Annotated in this window: 25 protein-coding genes; 19 read left to right on the forward strand and 6 right to left on the reverse strand. The window is 68.0% G+C overall.

Annotation, left to right across the window (positions count from 1 at the left end; genetic code table 11):
* Window position 1: 1 nt before the first annotated feature.
* The 9 genes from kdpF to QSJ30_RS06060 all read left to right on the forward strand — a co-directional run bounded on the left by kdpF (window position 2) and on the right by QSJ30_RS06060 (window position 10,517).
* Window positions 2-67 carry a K(+)-transporting ATPase subunit F gene (gene kdpF / locus QSJ30_RS14485; protein WP_420798771.1) on the forward strand — a complete coding sequence of 22 codons (66 nt, stop codon included), beginning with the start codon at window positions 2-4 and terminating at the stop codon, window positions 65-67.
* Window positions 64-1,782 carry a potassium-transporting ATPase subunit KdpA gene (gene kdpA / locus QSJ30_RS06025; RefSeq protein WP_285607453.1) on the forward strand — a complete coding sequence of 573 codons (1,719 nt, stop codon included), beginning with the start codon at window positions 64-66 and terminating at the stop codon, window positions 1,780-1,782. Before kdpF ends, kdpA begins: the two co-directional genes overlap by 4 nt.
* Entirely contained in the window at window positions 1,779-3,902 is a 2,124-nt protein-coding gene (gene kdpB, locus QSJ30_RS06030) for a potassium-transporting ATPase subunit KdpB (RefSeq protein WP_285607456.1), read from the forward strand. Before kdpA ends, kdpB begins: the two co-directional genes overlap by 4 nt.
* Before the next feature lie 8 nt (window positions 3,903-3,910).
* Window positions 3,911-4,522: a potassium-transporting ATPase subunit KdpC gene (gene kdpC / locus QSJ30_RS06035; RefSeq protein ID WP_285607458.1), complete on the forward strand. Its 612-nt coding sequence runs from the start codon at window positions 3,911-3,913 to the stop codon at window positions 4,520-4,522.
* A gap of 9 nt (window positions 4,523-4,531) precedes the next feature.
* Window positions 4,532-7,216, forward strand: a complete 2,685-nt coding sequence (locus QSJ30_RS06040; RefSeq protein ID WP_285607460.1) for a sensor histidine kinase — start codon at window positions 4,532-4,534, stop codon at window positions 7,214-7,216.
* Entirely contained in the window at window positions 7,213-7,908 is a 696-nt protein-coding gene (locus tag QSJ30_RS06045; protein WP_285607462.1) for a response regulator, read from the forward strand. Before QSJ30_RS06040 ends, QSJ30_RS06045 begins: the two co-directional genes overlap by 4 nt.
* Window positions 7,909-8,105: 197 nt before the next feature.
* The gene (locus QSJ30_RS06050; protein ID WP_285607464.1) at window positions 8,106-8,999 is read left to right on the forward strand and encodes a UbiA-like polyprenyltransferase; all 894 of its coding nucleotides are present in this window, start codon (window positions 8,106-8,108) and stop codon (window positions 8,997-8,999) included.
* Between the two features lie 60 nt (window positions 9,000-9,059).
* On the forward strand, window positions 9,060-10,037 hold the full coding sequence (locus QSJ30_RS06055; RefSeq protein WP_285607466.1) for a M23 family metallopeptidase: 978 nt from the start codon (window positions 9,060-9,062) through the stop codon (window positions 10,035-10,037).
* An 18-nt stretch (window positions 10,038-10,055) separates the two neighbouring features.
* The gene (locus QSJ30_RS06060) at window positions 10,056-10,517 is read left to right on the forward strand and encodes a bactofilin family protein (RefSeq protein ID WP_285607467.1); all 462 of its coding nucleotides are present in this window, start codon (window positions 10,056-10,058) and stop codon (window positions 10,515-10,517) included.
* A gap of 14 nt (window positions 10,518-10,531) precedes the next feature.
* On the opposite strand, the gene ruvB is transcribed toward QSJ30_RS06060, so the two are convergent.
* On the reverse strand, window positions 10,532-11,545 hold the full coding sequence (ruvB, locus tag QSJ30_RS06065; RefSeq protein ID WP_285607469.1) for a Holliday junction branch migration DNA helicase RuvB: 1,014 nt from the start codon (window positions 11,543-11,545) through the stop codon (window positions 10,532-10,534).
* A gap of 116 nt (window positions 11,546-11,661) precedes the next feature.
* Between ruvB and QSJ30_RS06070 the strand changes: the two genes are divergently transcribed.
* Entirely contained in the window at window positions 11,662-13,188 is a 1,527-nt protein-coding gene (locus tag QSJ30_RS06070; protein WP_285607471.1) for a sensor histidine kinase, read from the forward strand.
* Complete coding sequence (gene ispF / locus QSJ30_RS06075) at window positions 13,185-13,676, forward strand: 2-C-methyl-D-erythritol 2,4-cyclodiphosphate synthase (RefSeq protein WP_285607474.1); 492 nt, start codon at window positions 13,185-13,187, stop codon at window positions 13,674-13,676. Before QSJ30_RS06070 ends, ispF begins: the two co-directional genes overlap by 4 nt.
* On the opposite strand, the gene QSJ30_RS06080 is transcribed toward ispF, so the two are convergent.
* Window positions 13,673-15,013 carry a CCA tRNA nucleotidyltransferase gene (locus QSJ30_RS06080; protein ID WP_285607476.1) on the reverse strand — a complete coding sequence of 447 codons (1,341 nt, stop codon included), beginning with the start codon at window positions 15,011-15,013 and terminating at the stop codon, window positions 13,673-13,675. The genes ispF and QSJ30_RS06080 overlap by 4 nt on opposite strands.
* Window positions 15,013-15,495, reverse strand: a complete 483-nt coding sequence (locus QSJ30_RS06085) for a GNAT family N-acetyltransferase (protein WP_285607477.1) — start codon at window positions 15,493-15,495, stop codon at window positions 15,013-15,015. Before QSJ30_RS06085 ends, QSJ30_RS06080 begins: the two co-directional genes overlap by 1 nt.
* Before the next feature lie 17 nt (window positions 15,496-15,512).
* Between QSJ30_RS06085 and QSJ30_RS06090 the strand changes: the two genes are divergently transcribed.
* On the forward strand, window positions 15,513-16,451 hold the full coding sequence (locus tag QSJ30_RS06090; RefSeq protein WP_285607479.1) for a thiamine pyrophosphate-dependent dehydrogenase E1 component subunit alpha: 939 nt from the start codon (window positions 15,513-15,515) through the stop codon (window positions 16,449-16,451).
* Window positions 16,452-16,543: 92 nt separating this feature from the next.
* Entirely contained in the window at window positions 16,544-17,713 is a 1,170-nt protein-coding gene (locus QSJ30_RS06095) for an acetate/propionate family kinase (RefSeq protein ID WP_285607481.1), read from the forward strand.
* Between the two features lie 62 nt (window positions 17,714-17,775).
* Here QSJ30_RS06095 and QSJ30_RS06100 read toward each other — a convergent pair whose 3' ends face one another.
* Window positions 17,776-18,186 carry a hypothetical protein gene (locus QSJ30_RS06100; protein ID WP_285607483.1) on the reverse strand — a complete coding sequence of 137 codons (411 nt, stop codon included), beginning with the start codon at window positions 18,184-18,186 and terminating at the stop codon, window positions 17,776-17,778.
* A 314-nt stretch (window positions 18,187-18,500) separates the two neighbouring features.
* Between QSJ30_RS06100 and QSJ30_RS06105 the strand changes: the two genes are divergently transcribed.
* The 6 genes from QSJ30_RS06105 to QSJ30_RS06130 all read left to right on the forward strand — a co-directional run bounded on the left by QSJ30_RS06105 (window position 18,501) and on the right by QSJ30_RS06130 (window position 23,929).
* Window positions 18,501-19,721 (forward strand): efflux RND transporter periplasmic adaptor subunit, encoded by a 1,221-nt coding sequence (locus QSJ30_RS06105; RefSeq protein ID WP_285607485.1) that lies wholly within the window; start codon window positions 18,501-18,503, stop codon window positions 19,719-19,721.
* Between the two features lie 74 nt (window positions 19,722-19,795).
* Entirely contained in the window at window positions 19,796-20,482 is a 687-nt protein-coding gene (locus tag QSJ30_RS06110; RefSeq protein WP_285607487.1) for an ABC transporter ATP-binding protein, read from the forward strand.
* Entirely contained in the window at window positions 20,483-21,733 is a 1,251-nt protein-coding gene (locus tag QSJ30_RS06115) for an ABC transporter permease (RefSeq protein WP_285607489.1), read from the forward strand.
* On the forward strand, window positions 21,726-23,039 hold the full coding sequence (locus tag QSJ30_RS06120) for an ABC transporter permease (protein ID WP_285607491.1): 1,314 nt from the start codon (window positions 21,726-21,728) through the stop codon (window positions 23,037-23,039). Before QSJ30_RS06115 ends, QSJ30_RS06120 begins: the two co-directional genes overlap by 8 nt.
* Before the next feature lie 8 nt (window positions 23,040-23,047).
* Window positions 23,048-23,473 carry an alternative ribosome rescue aminoacyl-tRNA hydrolase ArfB gene (arfB, locus tag QSJ30_RS06125; protein WP_285607493.1) on the forward strand — a complete coding sequence of 142 codons (426 nt, stop codon included), beginning with the start codon at window positions 23,048-23,050 and terminating at the stop codon, window positions 23,471-23,473.
* 24 nt (window positions 23,474-23,497) lie between these two features.
* Entirely contained in the window at window positions 23,498-23,929 is a 432-nt protein-coding gene (locus QSJ30_RS06130; protein ID WP_285607495.1) for a DUF6526 family protein, read from the forward strand.
* A gap of 24 nt (window positions 23,930-23,953) precedes the next feature.
* Here QSJ30_RS06130 and QSJ30_RS06135 read toward each other — a convergent pair whose 3' ends face one another.
* The gene (locus QSJ30_RS06135) at window positions 23,954-24,133 is read right to left on the reverse strand and encodes a hypothetical protein (protein WP_285607498.1); all 180 of its coding nucleotides are present in this window, start codon (window positions 24,131-24,133) and stop codon (window positions 23,954-23,956) included.
* A gap of 129 nt (window positions 24,134-24,262) precedes the next feature.
* Window positions 24,263-25,204: a DUF1684 domain-containing protein gene (locus tag QSJ30_RS06140; RefSeq protein ID WP_285607500.1), complete on the reverse strand. Its 942-nt coding sequence runs from the start codon at window positions 25,202-25,204 to the stop codon at window positions 24,263-24,265.

The raw sequence follows: 25,204 nt of genomic DNA on the forward strand, positions 1-25,204 counted from the left end.
CATGCTGGCTCTGGGTCTCCTGGGTTACCTCTCCTTCGCTCTGCTGCAGCCGGAGAAGTTTCAATGAGCCACGCCTGGATCCAGAACCTGCTCTACATCGCGCTACTGCTGGGCTTGGCCTTTCCCCTCGGGCGCTTCATGGCCAAGGTTCTGGAGGGCGAACGCACCTTCCTGCACCCCGTCCTCGGCCATCTGGAGCGCGGCCTCTACCAGCTCATGGGCGTCCATCCCGAGGATGACATGGGCTGGAAGGCCTACGCCTGGTCCATCACCCTCATCAAACTCCTCGGCCTGGCGGCGGTGTTCCTCTTGATGAAGACGCAGGCGAATCTGCCCCTCAACCCCGAGCACCAGAGCAACGTGGCGACGGGCCTTTCGCTCAACACGGCCGTGAGCTTCATCACCAACACCAACTGGCAGGCCTACGGCGGCGAAACGACGCTGAGCTACCTCACCCAGATGCTCGGCCTCGCGGTGCAGAACTTCATCTCGGCGGCCACGGGCATCGCGGTGCTGGTGGCCCTCGTGCGCGGCATCATGCGCCGCAGCGCCACGGGCCTGGGCAACGCCTGGGTAGATCTTGTGCGCAGCACCCTTTACATCCTCCTACCCCTGTCCTTCGTCTTCGCCCTCTTCCTCGTGTCCCAGGGTGTCATTCAGAACCTGTCGGCCTACATCCACACGGCGGGCGGACAAGTGCTCGCCATGGGACCAGCGGCCTCCCAGGTCGCCATCAAGATGCTCGGTACCAACGGTGGCGGCTTTTTCGGGGCGAACGGTGCCCATCCCTTCGAAAACAGCTCGCCGCTCTCGAATTTCGCACAGATGGTGAGCATTCTCCTCATCCCCGCAGCCCTTTGCGTGACCTTCGGTCACATGGTGAAGGACCGCCGCCAGGGCTGGGCGTTGTTGGCCGCCATGACGGTGATATTCATCGGGGCCCTGGTCGTTTGCACTCAGGCAGAGGTGAAGGGTAACCCGGCCCTCACGCGTCTGGGCGCGAACCAGGTGGCCAGCCAGATGGCCGGCGCCGAGCAGCCCGGCGGGAACATGGAGGGCAAGGAACTGCGCTTCGGCCCCGGTCCCTCGGCCCTCTGGGCCACAGCCACCACGGCGGCCTCCAACGGCTCGGTGAACGCCATGCATGATTCCTTCACGCCTCTGGGCGGCCTGGTGCCCGTATGGCTCATACAGCTGGGCGAGGTGGTCTTCGGCGGTGTGGGCTCGGGTCTCTACGGCATGCTGATGTTCGCATTGGTGGGCGTCTTCATCGGCGGCCTCATGGTGGGCCGCACGCCGGAATACCTGGGCAAGAAGGTGGAAGCCTTCGAGATGAAGATGGCCTCCATCGCCATCCTCCTGCCCTGCGCCGCCGTGTTGATCGGGACGGCCATCTCCGTACTCGTTCCAGCGGCGGTGGGCTCCGTGAGCAATCCCGGGCCCCACGGTTTCAGCCAGATCCTCTACGCCTGGAGCAGTGCCTCCAACAACAACGGCAGTGCCTTCGGCGGCCTCAATGCCAATACACCCTTCTACAACTATGGCCTGGCCCTGGCCATGCTCCTGGGTCGCTTCGGCGTGATCTGGCCCGTGCTGGCCCTCTCCGGCTCCCTCGTGAAGAAGAAATACACTCCCGAGGGCCTCGGCACCCTGCCCACGCACACACCGCTCTTCATCGGCGTGCTCGTGGGCGTCGTGCTCCTGGTGGGCGCACTCACGTTCATTCCCGCCCTGGCCCTCGGCCCCATCGCCGAGCACCTGACTTTGAGGAGCCTTCGATGAGCTCTCGCACGCGGCAGGACCTCCCAAAACCCGCGCATGCGCGAGTCGGAACCTATCGTCAGGCCCGACCCCTCTTCGAATCCGCCATCGTGCGGCGCGCGGTGCTGGACGCCTTCCAGAAGCTGAACCCCCTTCACCAGCTCCGGAACCCGGTGATGTTCACCGTCTGGATCTGCAGTGCCTTCGCCACAGGCCTCTGGATCCAGGCCCTGGCTGGCCACGGCGAGGGACGGCCCGGCTTCATCCTGGCCATCTCGCTCTGGCTGTGGTTCACCCTCCTCTTCGCCAACTTCGCCGAGGCCATGGCGGAAGGCCGAGGCAAGGCCCAGGCGGATTCCCTGCGCCGGTCCAAGCGCGACGTGAAAGCCAAGCGGCTGCTTGGAGCTGACCGACGAGACCTGCACAAAGTTGTCGATGCACCGGATCTGCGCATCAACGATCTCGTGCTTGTGGAAGCCGGCGAAACCATTCCCGGGGATGGCGAAGTGGTCGAGGGCGTGGCCTCCGTGAACGAAAGCGCCATCACCGGCGAAAGCGCGCCCGTCATCCGCGAAAGCGGCGGCGACCGCTCCGCCGTCACCGGGGGCACCCTGGTGCTTTCCGACTGGCTGGTGATCCGCATCTCGTCCAATCCCGGCGAGAGTTTCCTGGATCGCATGATCGCCATGGTGGAAGGTGCCAAGCGCCAGAAGACCCCCAACGAGATCGCCCTGGACATCCTCCTGGCGGGGCTCACCATCATCTTCCTGCTGGCCACGGCCACCCTGTTGCCTTATTCCATCTTCTCCGCCAGGGCGGCCGGACAGGGGCATCCAGTGACCCTGACCGTGCTCGTCTCGTTGCTCGTCTGCCTCATTCCCACCACCATCGGCGGCCTGCTCAGCGCCATCGGCATCGCGGGCATGGACCGCATGATCCAGGCGAATGTCATCGCCACTTCCGGGCGGGCTGTGGAGGCGGCGGGTGACGTGGATGTGCTGTTGCTGGACAAGACCGGCACCATCACCCTGGGCAACCGCCAGGCCGTGGCCTTCCTGCCCGCTGAGGGAGTGGATCTCCAGCAGCTGGCGGACGCGGCCCAGCTCTCCTCCCTGGCGGACGAAACCCCCGAGGGCCGTAGCATCGTGGTGCTGGCCAAAGAACAGCACGGCCTCCGCGAGCGCGACCTCCACGCCCTGGACGCCCACTTCGTGCCCTTCACCGCCCAGACCCGCATGAGCGGCGTGAACCTGGGCGCGCGCCAGATCCGCAAGGGCGCGGCCTCGGCCATCGAGGACTACGTCCAGTCCCACGGCGGCACGTTTCCGGAGGACTTGCGCCGGACCGTGGACCAAATTTCCATGGCGGGCGGCACTCCGCTCGTGGTGGCCGAAGGACCGCGCGCCCTGGGTGTGATCCAGCTCAAGGACATCGTGAAGGGCGGCATCAAGGAGCGCTTCGCCGAGCTGCGCGGCATGGGCATCAAGACGGTGATGATCACCGGTGATAATCCCCTTACCGCGGCCGCCATCGCCGCCGAAGCGGGTGTGGACGACTTCCTGGCCCAGGCCACACCCGAAGCGAAGCTGAAGCTCATCCGAGAGTACCAGGCCGGCGGACGCCTCGTGGCCATGACGGGGGACGGCACCAACGATGCGCCAGCCCTGGCCCAGGCTGATGTCGCTGTGGCCATGAACAGCGGCACCCAGGCCGCCAAGGAGGCCGGAAACATGGTGGATCTCGATTCCAATCCCACGAAGCTCATCGAGATCGTGGAGATCGGCAAGCAGATGCTCATGACCCGCGGATCGCTCACCACCTTCAGCATCGCCAACGACGTGGCCAAGTACTTCGCCATCCTTCCGGCCGCCTTCGTGGCCACCTACCCGGCCCTGGGCGCGCTGAACGTCATGAGCCTGCACAGCCCCGAAAGCGCCATCCTCTCGGCCGTGATCTTCAATGCGCTGATCATCGTCGTGCTCATCCCCCTGGCCCTGCGCGGCGTGAATTACCGGCCCGTGGGTGCCGCCCAGCTGCTGCAGCGCAACCTTCTGATCTACGGCGCCGGCGGTCTGGTGGTGCCCTTCATCGGCATCAAGGCCATCGACTGGCTGCTCGTCGCCCTCCACCTCGCTGCGTAGGAGACCCCATGAATCTGCAACTTCGCCCTGCCATCGTCTCCTTCATCGCCCTGACCGCCATCACCGGCCTGGCTTATCCACTGCTTGTCACCGGCCTGGCCCGAACGATCTTCCCCAGGCAGGCCGAAGGCAGCCTCATCCGCAGGGGCGGTCAGGTGATCGGTTCCGAGTGGATCGGTCAGTCCTTCACGGCACCCCGCGATTTCTGGGGCCGCCCTTCCGCCACTGTCGACGCCAATCGCAGCCCCCTGCCCTACAACGGCGCCAACAGCGGCGGTTCGAACCTGGCGCCCAGCAACCCGGATCTCCACAAGGTCGTGGCGGAGCGGGTCGCGGCCCTACAGGCCGTCGATCCCGAAACCCTGGGCCCGGTGCCCGTAGATCTGATCACGGCCTCTGGCAGCGGCCTGGATCCCCACATCAGCCCGGCCTCCGCGTTCTTCCAGGTTCACCGGGTGGCCCTGGCAAGGGGTCTGGACGAGGCCGCGGTGCGCCGCCTGGTGACCGCGCATGTCGAAGGCCCGCAGTGGGGCGTCCTGGGCGAGCCCCGCGTGAACGTCATGAAGCTCAACCTGGCCCTGGGCGACCAGTTTGGGGCAAACCGCCAGAAATCCCGATAGCGTAGGGGCATGGCTCTCCCACGCCCTGACCCCGACGCCCTGCTCCGCAAGGTCCAGGCAGAGGAGGCCCGGGAGAATCGGGCGAAGCTCAAGGTCTTTTTCGGCGCGGCCCCCGGCGTCGGCAAGACCTACGCCATGCTTTCCGAGGCCCGGGAGCGGAACGTGGAAGGCGTCGACCTTGTCGTCGGGGTTGTTGAGACTCACGGCAGGAGTGAGACCGCCGCCCTGACCGAAGGGTTGGAGATCCTGCCACGGAAGGAACTGGCCTACGCCGGCCAGTTCCTTCCGGAGTTCGACCTGGATGCCGCGCTGGCCCGCCGACCGGGGCTGATTCTCATGGACGAACTGGCCCACACCAACGTGTTGGGCTCTCGCCACGCCAAGCGCTGGCAGGATGTCATGGAGCTTCTGGACGCGGGCATCAACGTCTACACCACGATGAACGTCCAGCACCTGGAGAGCCTCAAGGACGTCGTCGCGCAGATCACAGGCGTCACGGTGCGGGAGAACGTCCCGGATACGGTCATGGAGCGGGCGGACGAAGTCGAACTGGTGGACCTGTCCCCCGAGGATCTGCTGGTCCGGCTCAAGGAGGGCAAAGTCTATCTTCCGGACCAGGCCCGCCATGCCCGCGATCACTTCTTCCGCAAGGGCAACCTGCTCGCCCTTCGGGAACTGGCCTTGCGCCACACGGCGGAAAACGTCGATGCCCAGATGCGGCGGTACATGGAATCGGAGGGCATCCGGAAGACCTGGGCCGCTGGTGATCGGCTCCTGGTCTGCGTCGGCCCGGATGGCCTTTCCGAGCGCCTCATCCGCTCGACCCGCCGCATGGCGAGTTCTCTGGGAGCCTCATGGGTCGCCGTCTACGTCGAGTCGCCCCGGCACTTCAAATTCAACGAAGAAGAGCGGAACCGCGTCGAAGAAAACCTCCGTCTGGCGGAAAAACTGGGAGGGGAGACGGTCGTCATCGAAGGGGGAGGCAGGACGGACGAAGACATCTTGGCCTTCGCCCAGGACCGCAACATCACCAAGATCGTGGTGGGCAAACCCTCACGGCCCAAATGGGTGGACGTCTTCGCCGGGTCCCCCGTGGACGATCTCATCCGCCACAGCGGTGACATCGACATCTACGTCATCACGGGCGAGACGACCAAACAGGCGGATCCACCCAATCTCCGGTCTCGCATCACGAGTCCGCTGCGGAACTACCTGCTCAGCGTCATCACGGTGGCGCTCGCGACGGCCATCGCGGGCCTGATCTTTCGCCGCACCGAACTGGCGGACATCGTGATGATCTATTTGCTTGGCATTCTCGTCGTGGCCACGCGGTTTGGCCGTGGCCCTTCCCTGCTGGCCTCTTTGTTGAGCGTCGCGGCCTTCGACTTCATCTTCGTGCCGCCCTACTTCACGTTCGTGGTATCCGATTTCCGCCATGTCGGCACCTTCTCCGTGATGCTCCTGGTGGGGGTGGTCATCGGAAATCTCACCGAGCGCATCCGGGCCCAGGCCCGCCTGGCGCGGGCCCGGGAACAGCGGACGCAGGTCCTCTTCCGACTGGGGCAGGAACTGGCCCGCAGCGCGGGGTCCACAGCCCTGGTGGCTTCTGCGATACAAAACGTGGCGACCCAGTTCCAAAGCCATGCGGTGGTGCTGCTTCCGGACGGTTCCGGGCGGCTGGAGGCGCCTGCCCATCACCTCGCCTTTCCCCTGAACGACCAGGAACGGGGTGTGGCCCAGTGGGTCTTCGAGCATGACGAGCCTGCCGGATTGGGCACGCTCACGCTTCCGGGAGCCCGCGCCACCTACCTGCCGCTCAAAGGCTCGAAAGGCACCCTCGGCGTGATGGGCGTGCTCCCGGATGACTCCCCCCAATGGGCGGAACCGGATCAGCGCCAGCTGCTGGAAGCCTTCGCCAACCAGACGGCCCTGGCCCTGGAGCGATCCCTGCTGGCCGAACAAAGCACGGCCGATCGCCGGCGCGCCGACGAGGAACGCCTGCGGAACGCGCTGCTCAGTTCGGTGTCCCACGATCTACGCACGCCACTCGGCGTCATCACCGGAGCCGTGAGTACGGCCCTGGAGACCCCCGACATCTCCGACTCGACCCGGCGCGACCTCCTCACCTCGGCCCAGGAGGAAGCCCAGCGGCTGCATCGCCTCGTCAGCAATCTGCTGGACATCACGCGCCTCGAGGCCGGAGCCCTGAACTTGCGCACCGAATGGATCCCCGTGGAGGAGGTGGTGGGCGCCGTCCTGAACCGTCGGGAGCTGGCCACCGAAGCCATGCGCGTCAGGACCCACCTGCCTGAGGATCTCCCCCTCGTGGCCATGGATGCAGTCCTCATGGAGCAGGTGCTGCTGAACCTCATCGACAATGCGTTGAAATACTCCCCGCCCGGTTCCCCGGTGGACATCAAAGCCTGGGCCGCAGGGAAGTCCCTCACATTCTCGGTCACCGACCAGGGACCGGGGATCGCACCTGGTGAGGAAGCACGGATCTTCGAGAAGCTGGCCCGGGGGGAGGCGGGAACCAGCCGCCCTGGCGCCGGGCTGGGTCTGGCCATCTGCAAGGGCATCGTGACCGCCCACGGAGGCTGGATCCAGGCGGTCAACCACCCCCGGGGCGGGGCCCAGTTCCTCGTCAGCCTGCCTCTGGGCACGCCCCCGCCGATGCCCCAGGAGGGCGCATGACCAGCTCCGCGCCCCAGGTCCTCCTCGTGGAGGACGAGCCGCAGATGCGCCGCTTCCTCCGGGTCGCCCTGGAAGGCGGCGGGTACCGGTACCTTGAGGCGGCCACGGGCCAGGAAGGCCTGGCCCTGGCCATCCAGCACCGGCCCGACGTGATCCTGCTCGACCTGGGGCTGCCCGACATGGATGGCCTCGACCTCATGACCCGCCTCCGGGAGTGGAGCCAGACGCCGGTGATCGTCATCTCCGCGCGGGGCCAGGAAGCGGACAAGATCGGCGCGCTGGATGTCGGAGCCGATGACTACCTCACCAAGCCCTTCGGCACGGGGGAGCTCCTGGCCCGCATCCGGGTGGCGCTGCGCCACGCCGACCCTGGAGCCGCGGAGGATCCGACGTTCGCCCTCGGGCGGTGGCAGGTGGACCTCGCCAGGCGCCAGGTCCTGGTCGCGGGCGAGGAAGTCCACCTGACCCCGCTCGAATACCGGCTCTTCACCACCCTCATCCGACACGCGGGGAAGGTGGTCACCCACCGGCAGCTCCTGAAGGAGGTCTGGGGCGGTGTCGCCGGGGCCCAGCCGCTCTACCTCCGGGTCTACATGGCCCAGCTCAGGCACAAGCTCGAGGAGGACCCCTCCCGCCCCCGGTACCTGCAGACGGAACCCGGTGTGGGCTATCGGCTGAAGACCGAAGACTAGGGCCCGCCTCCCGACAGGCGCCCCGGGCAATCCGACGCGAGACATCGATCCGGATTCACAGGATCATGGTTCCAATGGACAGCCTGATGAACCACCCAGACCAGACCCCAGAGCCCTCCGACCCCGAAGCAGGCCGCCCCGAAGGAGGGGTCCAGGAACCGATCGGAGAGCCGAGCCCAGGGCAGGAGCCGGATCCCGTGCCCACGAGCCACTCCTCCTTCAACCAGGCAAGAGAGCTGCTTGACATGATCAAGTTCGAGCACACGGTCTTCGCCCTGCCCTTCGCTTTCCTGGGAGCGCTGGGAGCGGCCCAGGGGATCCCGCCCCTGCGGACCATCCTCTGGATCCTGGCGGCCATGGTGGGCGCTCGGACCGCGGCCATGACCTTCAACCGCCTGGTGGACACGGATATCGACGCCGAGAATCCCCGCACGGCAGGCCGGGCCCTGCCCGCTGGCCGGGTCTCCCGGGCCGGGGCCATGGCCCTGATGGGAGCCGGCATCGTGCTCTTCGGGGTGGCCGCGGGCGCCCTGGGGCCGCTGACCTGGGCCCTGTCCCCGCTGGCCCTCGTCATCATCCTGGGCTATTCGCTCTGCAAGCGCTTCACCTCCTGGGCCCACCTCGCGCTGGGCCTGGCCCTCTCGGGCGCCCCCCTGGGCGCCTGGATCGCCGTGGCGGGGCGCATCGAACCCCCTGCCCTCTGGCTTTCCGGCGGAGTGCTGGCCTGGACCGCAGGGTTCGACATCCTCTACGCCCTCCAGGACCAGGACTACGACCGCAGCAAGGGGCTGCATTCCGTGCCGGCCAGGCTCGGCACCAGCGGGGCGCTGGCGCTCTCCCGCGCCTTCCACCTCCTGGCCCTGGCGGCCTGGGCCATGTTCAACCTGCTCATGGGCAGCCACGTCGTGTCCTGGGCAGGATGGGCGACGGTGGCGACCATGCTCGCGCGGGAGCAGTGGCTCGTGCGGGGGGGGGATCTGTCCCGGATCGACCAGGCTTTCTTCACTTTGAACAGCCTGGTGGGGCTCGTGTTTTTCCTGGGGCACGCATTGGAATGGTGGCTCTCGCGTTCGCTCCTGATGCCCATCTAGATCGTTCGTTGTAAGAAGGCGAGTCGAACCTTCGGAGATTCCCAGGTATGCTGAGGAATCATGTCCACTCACCACCCCGAACGCCGACTCGCTGTGCGATCCAGTCGTCCCGATCCCGTGCGGTGGCTCACCGTGATGGTCGTCTTCAGCCACCGGACCATCCGCTGGTCCCTGACCCGCCGGACGATGCTCTGGATGATCGGTCTCGTGGCCGGCTTCTCGGCCCTGGCCATGATCGGGTCGGGCTACGGGTTCTGGGCCACCAAGAAGATCATGAGCTTCGGCCGGCTCCAGAAGGAGACTCAGGAGCAGCAGGAACAGCTCCGCTCCTCCCTGGACCAGGCCCAGGCCCTGGAGGCCGAGGTCGCCACCCTCCGCCAGCAGCACACGGAACTGCTGAAACTGCTGGATCCCAAGGCTCCCGCCGTGGCACCGCTGCCTGCGCCCTCTGGCCAGCCAGCCCCCGCACCCACCCCGACGCCCCCCGGCGTCCAGGAGCGCCTGTCCCGCCTCAGGCAGGACCTGGACTATACGGCCAAGCAGGCGGCCGTGGTCCGGGCCCGCATGGAACCCGTGCTCCGGGCCTGGGCCCACACCCCCTCCATTCCGCCCACGGCCGGCTACCTCAGCTCGGGGTTCGGCGTACGGGTCAACCCCTTCTCCCGCTCCAACGAGGCTGGAGACGGACTGCTGGGCTATCACACCGGCATCGACATCAGCAATGCCATCGATACGCCGATCCAGGCCACTGCCGATGGCGAAGTGGAAGAGGCCGGCTGGATGGACCGCTACGGCTGGGGCGTCCGGATCCGCCACAACGGTGAGCAGGAGACCCTGTACGCCCACATGAACCATGTGAACGTCAAGACCGGGCAGAAGGTGTCCAGGGGGGATATCCTGGGGACCATGGGGCGCTCGGGGAACGCCACCGGCGTCCATCTCCATTACGAAGTGCGGCTGAACGGAAAACCCACGAACCCCCAGCCCTACCTCCGTCTCCAGCGCCAGTGGGTCCGGGCGCTGGGCAAGAAGTCCTGACACGTGAAGGAGTGATCCATGGCTGTCTTCCGCAACAGCAAGTCCAAGCCTGAATCCGCGCCCGCCATCCACTCCCTGCTGGGCAAGGATGTGGTGCTCACTGGCGAGATCCACACCGGCTCCCAGAGCCTCCGCATCGAAGGCACCATTGAGGGCACCATCCACTCCACGGGGGAGATCTCCATCGCCCCCGGAGGCCAGGTGAAGGGCACCATCTTCGCCAAGCACCTCGTGGTGACCGGCCGGGCCGAGGGGACCATGAAGATCACCGAGTGCCTCGAGATCCACGGCACCGGCTATGTGGAAGGGGATGTGGAGGTCGGCTCCCTGGTCGTGGATGAGGGCGGCACCCTGCAGGGCGTCTGCGTCCGCCGGGACCAGACCCGCAACCTGGACGCCAGCGGCACCGCCAAGGGCGGCACCCTCGCCTTCTCCCCCGCCGGTCCGAAGGCCCTGGATACGCTCGACTCCAAGCTCTGATCAGCGGCCCGCCGTCAGCGGAAGAGGGGCCCCGGGTCCGATTTCACTCCCAGGTAGGCGTAGGCCGCGTCGGTGGCCTTCCGGCCCTGCGGCGTGCGGTCCAGGAAGCCCACCTGCATGAGGTAGGGCTCCACCAGGTCCTCCAGCGCGCCTTCGTCCTCGCCCAGGGCCGCGGCAAGGGTCCGCAGGCCCACGGGCCCGCCCCGGTGCTTGTGGCAGAGGGCCTGGAGGTAGTCCCGGTCCAGGCCATCCAGACCCAGGTCGTCAACCTCGTGGAGGCGCAGGCAGGCCTCTGCGGATTCCATGGTGATGGTGCCGTCCCCCTTCACTTCCGCGTAGTCCCGGCAGCGCCGCAGCAGGCGGTTGCAGATGCGCGGCGTCCCCCGGCTGCGGCGGGCGATGGCCTCGGCCCCTTCCGGCGCCAGGTGGATGCCCAGCAGGTCCGCCGAGCGCCGGGCGATGATGGCCAGGTCCGCCCGGGTGTAGAACTCCAGACGGTGGACGAGGCCGAAGCGGTCGTGCAGGGGCTTCGAGATGAGGCCGGCCCGGGTGGTGGCCCCCACCAGGGTGAAGGGCCGGAGGTCCACCTTCAAGGTCTGGGCGCTGGGTCCCTGGCCGATGAGGATGTCGAGCTTCCGATCTTCCATGGCCGAATAGAGCATCTCCTCGATGGGCGCGGACAGACGATGGATCTCGTCGATGAAGAGGAACTCCCCGGCCTCCAGGTTGGTGAGGATGGCCGCCAGGTCCCCCTTCTTCTCCAGGGCCGGGGCCTGGATCACCTTGCAGGGCGCGCCCATCTCGTTGGCCAGCACATGGGCCAGGGTGGTCTTGCCCAGGCCCGGAGGCCCGAACAGCAGGACGTGGTCCAGCACATCGCCCCGCTTCGTGGCCGCCTTCAGCGCGATCTCGATCCGGGCCTTCACCTTGGCCTGGCCGATATATTCCTGGAGCCGCTGCGGCCTCAGGGAATATTCAACAGGATCCTCCAGGTTCGCGGAGGGGTCGAGGTCGGGGTGCCGGTGCATGACCCCTATTCCCTCACGGGACTTCCACTTGTGTCCAGCCGGTGGCCGGATAATCTTGGGATCGCAGACCAGTGCCAGTTTTTCCCCTTTCCCCTGACGACCGCCCGGGAGATGCCGTGGCCCAGCGCTACCAACTCCTGATCCGAGACCGCCACGGCTTCGAGCGGACCATCCCGCTCGCCCGCTCGGTCACCGTGGGCCGGCAGAGCCTCTGCGATGTGGTGCTGTCGGACAACATGATCAGCCGCAACCACCTGCGGCTGGAGCTGCAGGACGACACCTGGTGGGCCGAGGACCTCAAGACCACCCATGGCAGCTTCTGCAACGACAAGCCCCTGGGGCGTATGGCCTGGGAGCCCGGAACCCCCCTGCTCCTGGCCGACGGCGCCTACACCCTGACCCTGGTCCGCACGGACCACAGCAGCTCCGAGATCCACCTCCAGGCCATTCTGGACGCGGCCCAGCTCCTGGCCCAGGAAGTGGACCTGGAGGACATGCTCGAGCAGTCCCTGGACCGCCTGCTCAGCATCTCGGGAACGGACCGGGGCTTCCTCATGCTCCTTGAGGACGGCGAGCTGGCCAGCCGCGTCCAGCGCAACCTGGGGCAGGAGCTGGAGGGCGCGATCCAGCTGTCCATGTCCAGCGTTCACAAGGTTTTCGAGACGGGCACTCCCATCTGGATCCTCAATGTCGCCGAAGATGGCCAGTTGCGCAGCCAGCACTCGATCCAGCGCCTCGAGCTGAAGACCATCCTCTGCCTGCCGCTCCTGCTGCAGGGACGGCGCATCGGCGTGGTCTACCTGGACAGCCGCCGCCCCATCATCGAGCCACCGGACCGGCAGACCTTCGAGGCCATCGTCTCGCTCTGCGCCATCGCCATCGAGCGGACCCGCCTGTCCGAGGAGAACCTGCGCAGCCACGTGCTGGCCACCGTGGGTCAGGTGGCGAGTTCCATCGTCCACGACTTCAAGAACGGCCTCTTCGTGCTGCGCGGTCACGCGGACCTGCTCGAGCTGTCCACCGAAGACGCCAAGGTCCGCCACCACTGCCGCAAGATCCTGGAGTGCGTGGACCGCCTCACGCATCTCAGCCAGGACGTGCTGGACTTCGCCAAGGTGCGCGAGCCCCGGCGGGAGACGGTGGACCTGCGCCCCTTCTTCGACGCCATCATCGAGCCGCTGGTGCCCCGGGCCGCCGAGATGGGCGTGCTCCTCCGGGCCGAAGGGCCGGCCTGCCTGATCAAGCTGGATCCCGGACGCTTCACCCGGGTGATGGAGAATCTCCTGGCCAATGCCCTGGATGCCACCGTCGGCATCAGCGGCGAGGTGCTGGTGAGCTGGGTCCAGGTCACCGGGGGCGTGCAGGTCCGCGTGAAGGACCAGGGCCGCGGGATTCCCAAGCGCGTCATCAAGCGGATCTTCGAGCCCTTCTTCAGCTATGGGAAGAAGAAGGGAACCGGGCTCGGCATGGCCACCGTGAAGAAGATCGTCGAGGAACACGGGGGCACACTGGAGTTCATCAGCGAAGAAGGAGAGGGGACCGAGGTCGTCATCCTCCTGCCCGACCACCCCATCACCGGGACGATCAAGCTCTCGGATGAGTCCACCGGCGAACACCGCAACCTGGGAGCTGAGCGGGTATGACCTCCATCCGCACCGGCCTGGGGTTCGATGTCCACCGCTTTGCGGCTCCCGAGGAAGGCCGCCCGCTGATGCTCATGGGCTGCGCCATCCCCCACGACCGGGGCCTGGCCGGCCACAGCGACGCGGATGTGATGCTGCACGCCCTCATGGACGCCCTCCTCGGCGCGGCGGGCCTGGGCGACATCGGCCTCCACTTCCCGGACACGGACCCCACGTACCGGGGCGCCGATTCCACCGTCCTGCTCGAGCGGGTGATGGGCGACCTCGCGGAACGCGGCTGGCGTGTGGCGAACGCGGACGTGTGCCTCATCGGCGAGCGGCCCAAGATCGGCCCCCACCGCCAGCGCATGCGGGACCGCATCGCGCCGCTGCTGGGCATCCACGCCGAGGCCCTGAATGTGAAGGCCACCACCACCGAGAAGCTGGGCTTCACGGGCCGCGGCGAGGGCCTGGCGGCCCAGGCCGTGGTGCTGATCGAGCGGATCTAGCGCCTTCCCCTCACCAGCTCCGCCAGCGCCTCCGGGGTGTTGAGTTCGGGGTGTTCGATCACCGCCTCCAGCAGCTCGCGCTGCAGGGCCCCCAGCCAGGGGCCCCCGCCCCGCCCCGCCAGGGCCATGAGGGCCGCCCCATCCAGGGCCAGGGCCTTCACCGTCAGGGGCGGAGCCGCGGCGGCCAGGGCTTCGAGGCGGGCCAGGATGGCGGCGTGCTCGCGCTCCCGGGCCTCCAGGTCCAGCCCCTTGGCGCGCTGATCCGCCAGGCGGAAGGCCCCCCAGCGCACGAGGTCCAGCCCGTCCTCCCCCAGGCGCCGCAGGAAGCGCCGGCAGGCCGCATCGCCCCAGTCCCCCGCAGGGTGCGTGCCGTGGTGGCGCACCAGGGCCAGGACCTCGCGCCGGAGGGCATGGGCGGCCTTGAGCCGGTCCAGGACGGTCGCCGCCAGCTCCAGCGAACCGGCCTCGTGCCCGTGGAAGCTCACCTCGCCGTCCGTCCCCATGACCTTGGCCCCAGGCTTGCCGGCATCATGCAGCAGGGCCGCCCAGCGGAGGCCTGGATCCACCGGGGCCAGGCGCACGGCCTCCAGCGTGTGGCGCCACACCTCCCAGCGGTGGTGGCGGTTCTGCCCGCAGCCGATCATGGGGCGCAGCTCCGGCAGCCAGAGGTCCAGCAGCCCGGTCTCCGCCAGGAGCTCCAGGCCCCGCTCGGGCTCTTCGCCGCAGAGCAGCTTGGTGAGCTCGGCGAGAACCCGCTCCACCGCCACCTTCCGGGCCACCTCGAGCCGTTCGGGGATGGCGGCCAGGGTCCCGGCCTCCACCTCGAAGCCCAGCTGCGCCGCGAAGCGGCAGGCCCGCAGGGTGCGGAGGCCATCCTCCGCGAACCGGAGCAGAGGATCGCCCACGGCCCGGAGGGTCCGCGCCACCAGATCCGCCCGGCCGCCGAAGGGATCCACCAGGTCGCCGCCCCCCACGGGCAGGGCCATGGCGTTGATGGTGAAGTCCCGGCGGGAGAGGTCCTCCTCCAGGGACACCCCCAGCTGCACGGACTCGGGTCGCCGCCCATCCAGGTAGTCGCCATCGCTGCGGAAGGTGGTGATCTCGACGGGCCGGTCCTCCAGCATCACCGTCACGGTGCCGTGCTGGAGGCCCGTGGGGATGACCTTCAGCCCGGCGGCCCGCGCCCGGTCCATCACGGTCCGAGGCAGCAGCTTCGTGGCCAGATCCCAGTCCGCATGAGGGCGTCCCAGGAGTTCATCGCGGACGGCGCCCCCGACCACCACCAGCTCCGCCCCGGACCCGAGGGCCGCCTGGAGGCGGAGCAGCGGAGGCCACATCAGCCAGCATCTCCGGCAAGCTTCACCAGCGCCTCACCCTCCACGCGACAGGTGAGCCAGGGCCGCATCACCCTGGCACCGTGGGCCTCATAGAACTCGATGGCCGGTGTGTTCCAGTCCAGCACCTGCCAGACAAAGCGGGTCCAGCCCTCCTTCACCGCCAGGGCAGCCAGGTGCCGAAGCAGGGCCTGGCCGATGCCCTTGCCCCGGAAGGCGGGGCGCACGAACAGGTCCTCCAGGTAGATGCCGGGCTTGCCTTCCCAGGTGCTGAAGTTGAGGAACCAGAGGGCGAAGCCCGCAGGCTGACCATCCCATTCCGCCATGGTCACCTTCACCAGGGGATGCTCCGAGAAGGCGTAGCGCTGGAGGTCCGCCTCGGTAGCGACGGCCGCCTCCGGCTCGCGCTCATAGTCCGCCAGCTCCCGGATGTACTGCAGGATCAGCGGGGCATCGGCGGGGACGGCAGGACGGAGGCTCAGCATGCGTCTATGCTAACCGGATGGATCGCGACACCGCCCTGCGCCTTCATGAGGCCATGCTGCTCACCCGGCTCGCGGAGGAGCGGTTGGTGAAGCTCTTCCGCCAGGGCAAGACCCTCGGCAGTGTCTACCGGAGCCTGGGCCAGGAGGCCACCGCCTGCGCCACGGCCATGGCCCTGGGGCCCGACGATGTGATCGCCCCCATGATCCGCAACCTGGGCTCTATGTTCGTCCGGGGCGCCACACCGCTGGAGATCTTCCTCCAGTACCTCGGCCGCGCCACCGGCCCCACCGGGGGCCGCGAGCACAACAACCACTTCGGCTCGGTGGCCCGGGGCATCCTCGCTCCGACCTCCATGCTCGGCGCCCTGATCCCCGTGATGGCGGGCGTGGCCCTCAGCTTCCGGCAGAAGGGCGAGCCTCGCGTCGCCATGACCTGGATCGGAGATGGCGGCAGCTCCACGGGCGCCTTCTACGAGGGGCTCAATTTCGCCGTGGTGCAGAAGCTCCCCCTCATCGTCATCGGCGAATCCAACGGGTACGCCTTCTCCACGCCCCCGGACCGCCAGATGGCCGGCCGGATGGCGGAACGCTCCCAGGGGGCGTTCACCCTCACCGTGGATGGCAATGACGCCGCCGCCGTGTATGCCGCCGCCGCCCAGGCCCGGCAGCACTGCCTGGAAGGCAAGGGACCCGCCTTCCTCGTCTGCGAAACCTTCCGCATGAAGGGCCACGCCGAGCATGACGACCAGCGCTATGTGGACCCCGCCCTTCTCGCCCAGTGGGCCGCCAAGGATCCCCTGCCCCGCTTCGAGGCCTGGCTGGCCCTCCGGGGGTGGACACCAGCCCCGGACCTCCGCGCCCGCCTCGAGGCTGAGCTCCTCGCCGCGGCCGAGGCGGCGGAGGCCGCTCCCTGGCCCGACCCGGCCACGCTGGAAGCGGGGGTCTTCTCGACCTAGACTCGGCCCGGGCCCATGGGGACCGATTCATCCACAATGAGGCACCCGTCACGGCCCTTGAGGGTTAGACTTTCCCTGTCATGGGGGATTCTGTGTTTGTTCTCGTTCTGAATGCTGGCTCTTCGAGCCTGAAGTTCAACCTCTTCGACATGGTGAAGGAGGTTTCCATCGCCGAGGGCATGGCGGAGCGCATCGGCCTGGCCGAAGCCAACCTCGCCTGCGTCATCGGCGGGGAGAAGCGCAAGGAATCTCTCGCCCTCCCCACGCACCGGGAGGCCCTGGAGGCGATCCTGGAGCGTCTCCACGCCAACGTGCTGCACGACACGCCCGTCCACGCTGTGGGCCACCGGGTGGTCCACGGGGGCCCCAAGTACGGCGACTCGGTGCTGGTGACGGACGAAGTGCTCCACGACATCGAGGCCTTCGCCATCTATGCGCCGCTCCACAATCCGGCCAATGCCCTGGGCATCCGCGTCGCCCGGGAGACCTTCCCCGACGTGCCCCACGTGGCGGTCTTCGACACGGCCTTCCACCACAACATCCCCGATCATGCCCGCACCTACGGCATCCCCTACGAGCTGAGCCAGAAGTACGGGATCCGCCGCTACGGCTTCCACGGCACCAGCCACGCATTCGTGGCGGCCCGCACGGCGATCCTGCTCTGCCGCCCCCTCCGGTCCCTGAAGGTCATCACCTGCCACATCGGCAACGGCACCAGCATCTGCGCCGTGGGCCAGGGCAAGAGCATGGACACCAGCATGGGCATGACCCCGCTCCAGGGCGTCATCATGGGCACCCGCTGCGGCACCATCGATCCCAGCGTGGTGGAGATGCTCATGGAGCACGAGCACCTGGACTACGCGGCCATCACGGACCTGCTCAACAAGAAATCGGGCCTGCTGGGCATCTCTGGCGTGTCTTCGGACTTCCGCGAGATCGAGCTGGCCGCCGACAGCGGCAACGACCGGGCCCGGCTGGCCCGCGACCTCCTGACCTACAACGTGCGCCAGTTCATCGGCTCCTATGCGACGGTCCTCGATGGCGTGGACGCCATCACCTTCACGGCCGGCATCGGCACCCACAGCACCTATGTCCGCGCCAAGGTGTGCAGCAAGCTGGGCTTCCTGGGCGTGAAGCTGGATCCCGAGGCCAACGAGCACGGCACGGGCGAGCGCATCATCAGCACGCCGGATTCCCGCGTCGTGGTCACGGTGGTTCCCACCAACGAGGAACTGATGATCGCCCGGGAGACCGTGCGGTAGTTCGCTCCGTTCTCATGAAAGCGGCCCCCGGACGGGGGCCGCTTTCATGAGAACGGAAGTGCCTACTTTCCCTGAGCCTGCATGCGCTCGCCCTTGCGCTCGATGCGCGCGCCCCGGCGTTCCTTGCGCTCGCCCCGGCGCTCCTGCCGCTCGCCTTTGCGCTCCTGGGCCTCGCCCACCTTCTCGCGGCGCTCACCGGCCTGCTCGAGAGCCTTCCCCTCGGCCACCTTGCCCTGGGCCTGGAGGGCCTCCCCGCGCTTTTCCATGCGGGCGCCCTGGCGCTGCTTGCGCTCGCCCTGGCGGTCGTTCCGCTCCCCGCGGCGCTCCTGGCGCTCGCCCCGGCGCTCGATCCGTTCGCCTTTCTTCTCCACCTGCTGGCCCGTCGGCGGGGGCACCGGAGCCTGCGCCATGAGCGAGGCGCCGATGAGACCCGCCGCCACGATGAGGGCCACGCGCTTCTGAGTGTTCAACATGCTGTGCTCCTGAGGCGGCCGCGCCGCGAAGGGGAATCGTCCCGGAACGGCCTGATGCCGTCCTCGTGCCAACTCACAACAGCATTAGTCCCCGGCAGTTGGAGAAGGTTTAACCCGTCGGGCGTGGATCCTTGCCTCAACCCCTGTGGCAGGACGCCACGGGGAGGACTCCCCCGGCGGATCCGGCCATTGGCCGGTCCCTGGGCGGCACCGGCCGAAGTCCGGCCGAAACGCCCCCTAAACGACCCCAGACTTTGCCCCGTAGGCCATTCAACATCCCGGCAGGTCCGGCGTCTTTCCCATCAGGGGGTTCCATGAAGAAGCGGTGGGTCATCGTCTCCGTGGCCGGAGTCGCCTTGGCGACCGGCATGTTCTTCACCCTCAAGGGCAGTGATGGCAAGGGTAAGAAGGCCGAGGCCTCCACCCCCTTCCGCCTGGGCAAGGTCCAGGCCGAGGACCTCCAGGTGAGCGTCCGGGAGGTGGGCGTGGTGGATCCCCTCACCAAGGTGGACGTGAAGTCCACAGTGTCCGGCCGCATCGTGGGCCTGAAGGTCCGTGAGGGCGCCACCGTCAGAGCCGGCGAAGTGCTGGCCGAAGTGGAGCCGGACGTGAACCAGGCCCAGACCCTGTCGGACGTCCAGGGCAGCGTGTCCCAGGCCCGGGTGAGCTTCAAGAATGCCGAACGGGACTTCGCCCAGCAGGCCGAGCTCTTCAAGTCGGGGCTCATCTCCGACCAGGCCTACCGGAGCGCCCGGACCACCCGTGATCTGGCGGAAGAGGCCTTCAAGAGCGCCCAGACCCGCTACCAGATCGTGGAGGACCGGGGCATCCCCATCAGCGGCAACGCCTCCACCCAGAAAGCCCGGGTGACCGCCCCCATGAACGGCGTGGTGATCAAGAAGGGCGTGGAACTGGGCGACACCATCACTTCCGGCGTCAGCTCTTTCAATGCCGGCACCGTGGTATTTACCGTGGCGGATCTGGCCTCCATCATCGTGAAGGTGAACCTCAACGAGGTGGACATCGCCAAGGTGAAGGTGGGCCAGGCCGTGCGGCTCACCCTGGACGCCTACCCCCAGAAGGCCTTCACGGGCAAGGTGCGCTTCGTGGCTCCCGCCGCCGAGCTGGTGGAGAAGATCAAGGTCTTCAAGGTGGAGGTGGCCCTGGATGAGCTCACGGATGCGTTCCGCACCGGCATGAGCGCCAACGTGGAGATCCTCGGCGAGAAGCGGGAGAAGGCCGTGAGCATCCCCCTGGAGGCCCTGCAGCGCCGGGACGGCCAGACCGTGGTCTATCGGCTGAAGGAGAACCTCCAGCCCCAGGACCTGGCCAAGGCCAAGGAGGGCCTGGCGGGCCGCGGCAAGTTCATCTGGCTCTCCGACCACTGGAAGGAGTACTTCGACGTGGTGCCCGTCAAGGCCGGCATCGCCACGCTGGAACGGGTGGAGATCCTCACGGGCCTCAAGGCCAACGACCAGGTGAGCCTGGAGGATCCCAGCAAGAAGAAGGTCGAGAAGGATGATGAGAACAATTAGCTCTCAGTCGTCAGCTGTCAGCTCTCAGTCACTGATAGCTGACAGCCGATAGCTGACAGCCTCGCGGAGCGATCATGTCCACCATCATCCAGACCCAGGGCCTGACGAAGGTCTACGGCGCCAACGGAACAGCGGTCCACGCCCTTCGGGGCATCGACCTGACCGTGGCCAAGGGCGAGTTCGTGGCCCTCATCGGCCCCTCGGGATCCGGCAAGTCCACCCTCATGGCCATCCTCGGCTGCCTGGACCTGCCCACCGCCGGCACCTACACGCTGGATGGCCATCAGGTCCAGGGGCTGTCCGGCGGCGAGCTGGCGCGCATCCGCAACGAGAAGGTGGGATTCGTCTTCCAGAGCTACAACCTGCTGCCGAAGGCCAGCATCTCCCGCAACGTGGAGCTGCCCATGCTCTACGCCGGCGTGGGCCGCAGGGAGCGCCGCGAGCGCGCCCTGGCCCTCCTCGAGAAAGTGGGCATCGCAGACAAGGCCGACAAGCTGCCCGGCACGCTCTCCGGCGGCCAGAAGCAGCGCGTGGCCGTGGCCCGGGCCCTGGCCAATGGACCGGCGCTGCTGCTGGCGGACGAACCCACGGGCGCGCTCGATTCCAGGACCGGCGCCGAGGTGCTGGACCTCTTCCGCGAGCTGCACAGCCAGGGCAACACCCTGCTGCTGGTGACCCATGATCCCTCCATCGCGGCCCTGGCGGAGCGGCGCGTTGAAATCAGGGATGGTCTGATCGCCCTTACCGAGGGAGTGGCGTAGATGACCACCTCCGGCGCTTTCCGCGAGCGGCTGTTCGGGGCCTGGGTGGAGATCCGGGAGAACCTCGGTCGCTCCATCCTGCAGGCCCTGGGCGTGCTGCTGGGGGTGGCCTCGGTGCTGGGTGGCTTCTCCATCTCCGACAGCCAGCGGCGGCGCGCGGACCAGATGTTCGTGAAGATGGGCGGCCTCGACAAGCTGAACGTCCAGCCCAAGGCGGCGGTGCGGGATGGCCGGCCCACGGCCTTGCAGCAGGCCAACCTCGGCCTGCGGGACGCCGACGCCCTCGGTGGCGAGGCCCTGAAGGCGGACGCCATCCAGGGCGTGAGCCGGCAGAAGAACGCCCGGGCCCGGGTGGTCTCGGCCTACGGGGATCAGGACCGCCAGATCAGCGGCATCGGCGGGGACTTCATCCCGGCCAATGGCTACGGGGTGGCCCGCGGGCGCGGCTTCTCCGCCACGGAGATGGATACGGGCGCCCCCGTCGTCATCCTCGGCACCGAGGCGGCCCAGGTCTTCTTCCCCAAGGGCGACGCCCTGGGCCAGACCCTCCGCATCGGGAGCGTCCCCGTCACGGTCATCGGCGTCTTCGAGGAGCGGGTCTTCCGCTTCCGCGAGGGCCAGCGCAACCAGTTCTGGTGGCGAAACCGCATCATCGCGGTGCCCGCGAACCTGGTGCAGCGGCGCATGAACGGCGACGCCTACCGCCGGGTGGACCGCATCACCTTCCGCATCCCCGACATGGGGGCCATGGGCGCCTTCGCCAGGCAGCTCTCCTACCTCGTGAAGGCCAACCACCGGCTCCAGGAGGACTTCCGCCTGGACGACGTGGCCGCCCGGATCCGCCGCCGCAACAGCCAGGGGGACGTCTACGACATCATCTTCCTGCTCTCGGGCGTGCTGGCCCTGGTGGGCGGCGGCATCGTGAACGTGAACATCCAGATGGCCGGCCTCAAGGAGCGCGTCCGCGAGGTGGGTGTGAAGATGGCCCTCGGCGCCTCCGGCCGGGAGATCTTCAAGGGCTTCATGACCGAGGCCCTGCTGCTCACGGCCCTGGGCAGCCTGGCGGGCCTGGTGCTGGGCGTGGGCTTCTCCTGGGTCATCACCAAGAGCCTCGGCATCCCCCTCTACATGACGCCCGCCAGCTTCCTCTGGGCCTACGGCCTGGCGGCCGCCTTCGGCTTCCTCTTCGCCCTCTACCCGGCCTGGAAGGCTTCCCGGCTGTCTCCGATGGAGGCTCTCCGCTATGAGTGAGGAAACCTTCATCCTCCGCTCCCCGGGCCCCTCCCTGCTGGACGGCGAAGCCCCCGCCCCACCCGCCCGGAGCCGCGGGTTCAGCCTCGCCATGCTCTGGGAAGTGGTCCGCACAGGCCTGGTGGAGCTCTGGGCCCACAAGGTGCGCAGCCTGCTCACGCTCACCCTGCTCATGCTGGGCGTCTTCGCCCTGGTGGTGATGACTTCCGTGCTCGACGGCGTCATGGACAAGATCAGCACCGGCTTTGCCGGCATGAGCTGGGACGGCACCGTGCGCATCGCCCCGAAGACCGCGGAAACCGCCGAGGAACGCAGCCGCTTCGTCATGAGCCCCGGCCTGCGCCAGGAGGACCTGTCGCGCCTCACGGCGCCCCACCCCAAGGTGCTGGCCTTCCTGCCCCGGGCCCAGCGCACCTCCTCGGTCCGCATCACCGGCGACACCGAGCGCATCTTCGTCACCGGAGTCACGCCGGACTATGCCGTCTGGATGAACCGCCCCATCGGCCTGGGCCGGGGCCTCACGGAGGATGACCAGCGGCGCCGGTCCACCGTGGCCGTGGTGGGCGCCACCCTCGCCGCCAAGCTCTTCGGAGGGGCCGATCCCGTGGGCCGCGACCTGGTCGTGGAAGGCGTGCCCTTCCGCATCGTGGGCGTCCAGGCCCCGGGGCAGATCTTCAACGAGGAGAACTACACCGACGCCAACGGCATCCTCATTCCGCTGGAAGCCTACATGGACCGCATGGACCCCGCCCACAAGCTGGCCCAGGTCACGGTGAAGCTCCGCCGCACCGAGGATCTTGGCGAAGTCTCGGCCATGCTCCTGAGCCGCGTCCGGCAGGCCCACCACGGCATCGAGGACGCCGAAGTGGTGGACCTGGACGCCGAGGCTGCCAAGGCCTACCAGAACTTCCTGGAGCAGATGCACGGCTGGAAGGTGGTGCTGCTGAGCCTGGCGGGCACGGTGCTTCTGGTGGGGGGCGTGGGTGTGCTGTCCGTCATGCTCATCAGCTTCAGCGACCGCCGCTTCGAGATCGGCCTGCGCAAGGCCCTGGGTGCCTCCGACCACGAGATCTTCATCCAGTTCCTGCTGGAGGCGGTCGTGCTCGCGGCCATCGGCGCCCTGCTCGGCACCGTCTCGGGTGGCCTGCTCTGCCAGGCCCTCTCCGCCAGCTTCCCCTACGGCCTGGTGGTCAATCCCGTGGGTCTCATCACCGCCTGGATCGTGGCCCTGGCCCTGGCCGTGGTCTTCGGCCTCTATCCCGCCTTCCGCGCCATGCGCCTGAGCCCCATGGAGGCGATGCGGTAGGATTCCGCATGGCCGATCCCATCCAAGTCACCGCCTCCGTCCGCATCCCCGGCGACGCCATCCGCTTCAAAGCCGTGCGGGCCGGCGGCGCGGGCGGGCAGAACGTGAACAAGGTCTCGTCCAAGGTCGAGCTGCGCGTCGACCTGACCGCCATCGAGGGTCTTCCCGAGGATGCGCTGATCCGATTGCGCGTGGCCCAGCGCAACCGCCTTGATGCCGAGGGCCTCTGGATCGTCATCAGCGACCGCACCCGGGACCAGCTCAAGAACCTGGAGGATGCCCGGGAGAAGGCCGCCGAGGCCGTGCGCGCCGCCCTGGTGCGCCCCATCCCCCGACGGGCCACCCGCCCCACGAAGGCCTCCAAGGAACGGCGCCTGGAAGCCAAGAAGCGGTCTTCCGACATCAAGCGGCGGCGCAGCGGGCCCCTGGAGTAACCTGGATCATCCCCTGGAGACCCCATGTCCGCGCCCCAGACCTACGCGACCCATCGCCGCTTCGAGCCGCTTCACCACTTCATCCTGCTTCCCTTCTTCCTGATCACCGCCGTCGCCACGATCACCACGTTCGTCCGCCGCCCTGCCCTGGGCACCCTCTGGATCGCCCTGCTCGCCCTGGCGGTGCTGCTCCTCGCCCTGCAGGTCCGCGGCTATGCCCTCAAGGTCCAGGACCGGCTCATCTGCCTCGAAGAGCGGCTGCGTCTGGCCCGACTCCTCCCCGGGGACCTGCAGGCCCGCATCCCCGAGCTGACCGTCAAGCAGCTCGTCGGGCTCCGCTTCGCGGCCGATGCCGAGGTCCCGGACCGCGTGCGGGAGGCGCTCCAGGAGCAGCTCACCGGAGAGGCCATCAAGAAGCGCATCCAGACCTGGCGGCCCGACGAGTTCCGGGTCTGAGCGATCAGCGCGGCGGAGCCTCCCCTATCTCAGGAGCTCCTGGCGCATGACCTCGGCAATCTGACTGGCCGCGTCAGACCCGGCCTCGTCGCCGGAGACTCGGCGGGCAAGCTGTACTCGATGGGCGATGGCGATGCAGGCCTCGACCGTCACCTTCTCGACCACCTTGGCTGGTGCCTTGGCAAGCGTATTCCCGGGCGGCATGGGTCCTCCGGTCTGATTGTGGGGTGTTGGGAGAGATGATAACGTTCCCACCCAAACAATCAATGCGTCTATTTTCCTATTTCTTCTCCAACCAAGGATCTACCGGGCCCCATTGCAGCCCGGCCATCCTCAATGCTGGCCGTAGTCTTTCTCCCCCGCCCGGACCGCCACGCGGAGCTCGTTCCGCTTGGGCGGCAGGGGGCAGGTGGCGAAGTGGGAGAAGGCGCAGGGGGGGTTGTAGGCCCGGTTGAAATCCAGGATGACCTTCCCGGCCTTGGGCATGGCGGCGTAGAGGAAGCGCCCCGCCGGGTAGGTCTCCCTGCCGCTCGTGGCGTCGCGGAAGATGATGAACAGCTCGGGGTGGGCCGGGTCCTCGATGAGGGGCTCCAGGGCATAGGTCCGGCCCTTCAGCTTGAAGCGCAGGATCCCTGGCGCGGTCATGGGCTCGGAAGTGCCCAGCACTGTGGGAATGGCCCGGGTCTGCGGGGTGGCATGGGGGATGAAGTCCGCCTCCACCCGCCAGGCCGGGTCCACCGGGAAGCGCTGCACCCCCTGGAAGGCCTTGCGGGCGGGGGCTTCCGGGTCCTTCATGCGGATACCCAGGCGGCTTCCCCGGCGGATGACATAGAAGGCGATGCGACCGGCCCGCAGCAGGTCCGGCTGGCCGTCCGCATCCGTCTTCAGTGCCGCTTCCACCACGGCCTGCCCGTTCACGAGGATCCCGCAGCCCTCCACCAGGCGCACCCGCACCGTGCCGCCATCCACGATGAAGACGCCCGCCCGGGCCGGGGCCGTGCCCGCGGGCAGCAGCACCGTGGATCCAGGCGCAGTACCCAGCGTGTTCTCTCCCAGCTGGAGCCAGTCCAGCCCCACCAGGCTCAGCCAGCCGTCCTCCGCCGCCAGCCGCGCGGTTCGCTGGGCGTGCCAGGCATCCACGGCCTGCACGTAGGCCGCCTCAGGTGGCGCGATGGCGCTGAGGACGAGGCAGGCGGAGGAGAGGGCCAGGGCGCGGAGCATGGAGGCATCGTACCAGCGGAGCGGTAGGATGATGGACACGTCATCGATCCGCAC

The organism is Geothrix edaphica, assembly GCF_030268045.1.
GTDB classification, from domain to species: Bacteria; Acidobacteriota; Holophagae; order Holophagales; family Holophagaceae; genus Geothrix; species Geothrix edaphica.

Coding starts and splice junctions, on each gene's coding strand:
- kdpA (WP_285607453.1), top strand. CDS start 64: ATGAGCCACGCCTGGATCCAGAACCTGCTCTACATCGCGCTACTGCTG.
- kdpB (WP_285607456.1), top strand. CDS start 1,779: ATGAGCTCTCGCACGCGGCAGGACCTCCCAAAACCCGCGCATGCGCGA.
- kdpC (WP_285607458.1), top strand. CDS start 3,911: ATGAATCTGCAACTTCGCCCTGCCATCGTCTCCTTCATCGCCCTGACC.
- QSJ30_RS06040 (WP_285607460.1), top strand. CDS start 4,532: ATGGCTCTCCCACGCCCTGACCCCGACGCCCTGCTCCGCAAGGTCCAG.
- QSJ30_RS06045 (WP_285607462.1), top strand. CDS start 7,213: ATGACCAGCTCCGCGCCCCAGGTCCTCCTCGTGGAGGACGAGCCGCAG.
- QSJ30_RS06055 (WP_285607466.1), top strand. CDS start 9,060: ATGTCCACTCACCACCCCGAACGCCGACTCGCTGTGCGATCCAGTCGT.
- QSJ30_RS06060 (WP_285607467.1), top strand. CDS start 10,056: ATGGCTGTCTTCCGCAACAGCAAGTCCAAGCCTGAATCCGCGCCCGCC.
- ruvB (WP_285607469.1), bottom strand. CDS start 11,545: ATGCACCGGCACCCCGACCTCGACCCCTCCGCGAACCTGGAGGATCCT.
- ispF (WP_285607474.1), top strand. CDS start 13,185: ATGACCTCCATCCGCACCGGCCTGGGGTTCGATGTCCACCGCTTTGCG.
- QSJ30_RS06080 (WP_285607476.1), bottom strand. CDS start 15,013: ATGTGGCCTCCGCTGCTCCGCCTCCAGGCGGCCCTCGGGTCCGGGGCG.
- QSJ30_RS06085 (WP_285607477.1), bottom strand. CDS start 15,495: ATGCTGAGCCTCCGTCCTGCCGTCCCCGCCGATGCCCCGCTGATCCTG.
- QSJ30_RS06090 (WP_285607479.1), top strand. CDS start 15,513: ATGGATCGCGACACCGCCCTGCGCCTTCATGAGGCCATGCTGCTCACC.
- QSJ30_RS06100 (WP_285607483.1), bottom strand. CDS start 18,186: ATGTTGAACACTCAGAAGCGCGTGGCCCTCATCGTGGCGGCGGGTCTC.
- QSJ30_RS06105 (WP_285607485.1), top strand. CDS start 18,501: ATGAAGAAGCGGTGGGTCATCGTCTCCGTGGCCGGAGTCGCCTTGGCG.
- QSJ30_RS06110 (WP_285607487.1), top strand. CDS start 19,796: ATGTCCACCATCATCCAGACCCAGGGCCTGACGAAGGTCTACGGCGCC.
- QSJ30_RS06115 (WP_285607489.1), top strand. CDS start 20,483: ATGACCACCTCCGGCGCTTTCCGCGAGCGGCTGTTCGGGGCCTGGGTG.
- QSJ30_RS06120 (WP_285607491.1), top strand. CDS start 21,726: ATGAGTGAGGAAACCTTCATCCTCCGCTCCCCGGGCCCCTCCCTGCTG.
- arfB (WP_285607493.1), top strand. CDS start 23,048: ATGGCCGATCCCATCCAAGTCACCGCCTCCGTCCGCATCCCCGGCGAC.
- QSJ30_RS06130 (WP_285607495.1), top strand. CDS start 23,498: ATGTCCGCGCCCCAGACCTACGCGACCCATCGCCGCTTCGAGCCGCTT.
- QSJ30_RS06135 (WP_285607498.1), bottom strand. CDS start 24,133: ATGCCGCCCGGGAATACGCTTGCCAAGGCACCAGCCAAGGTGGTCGAG.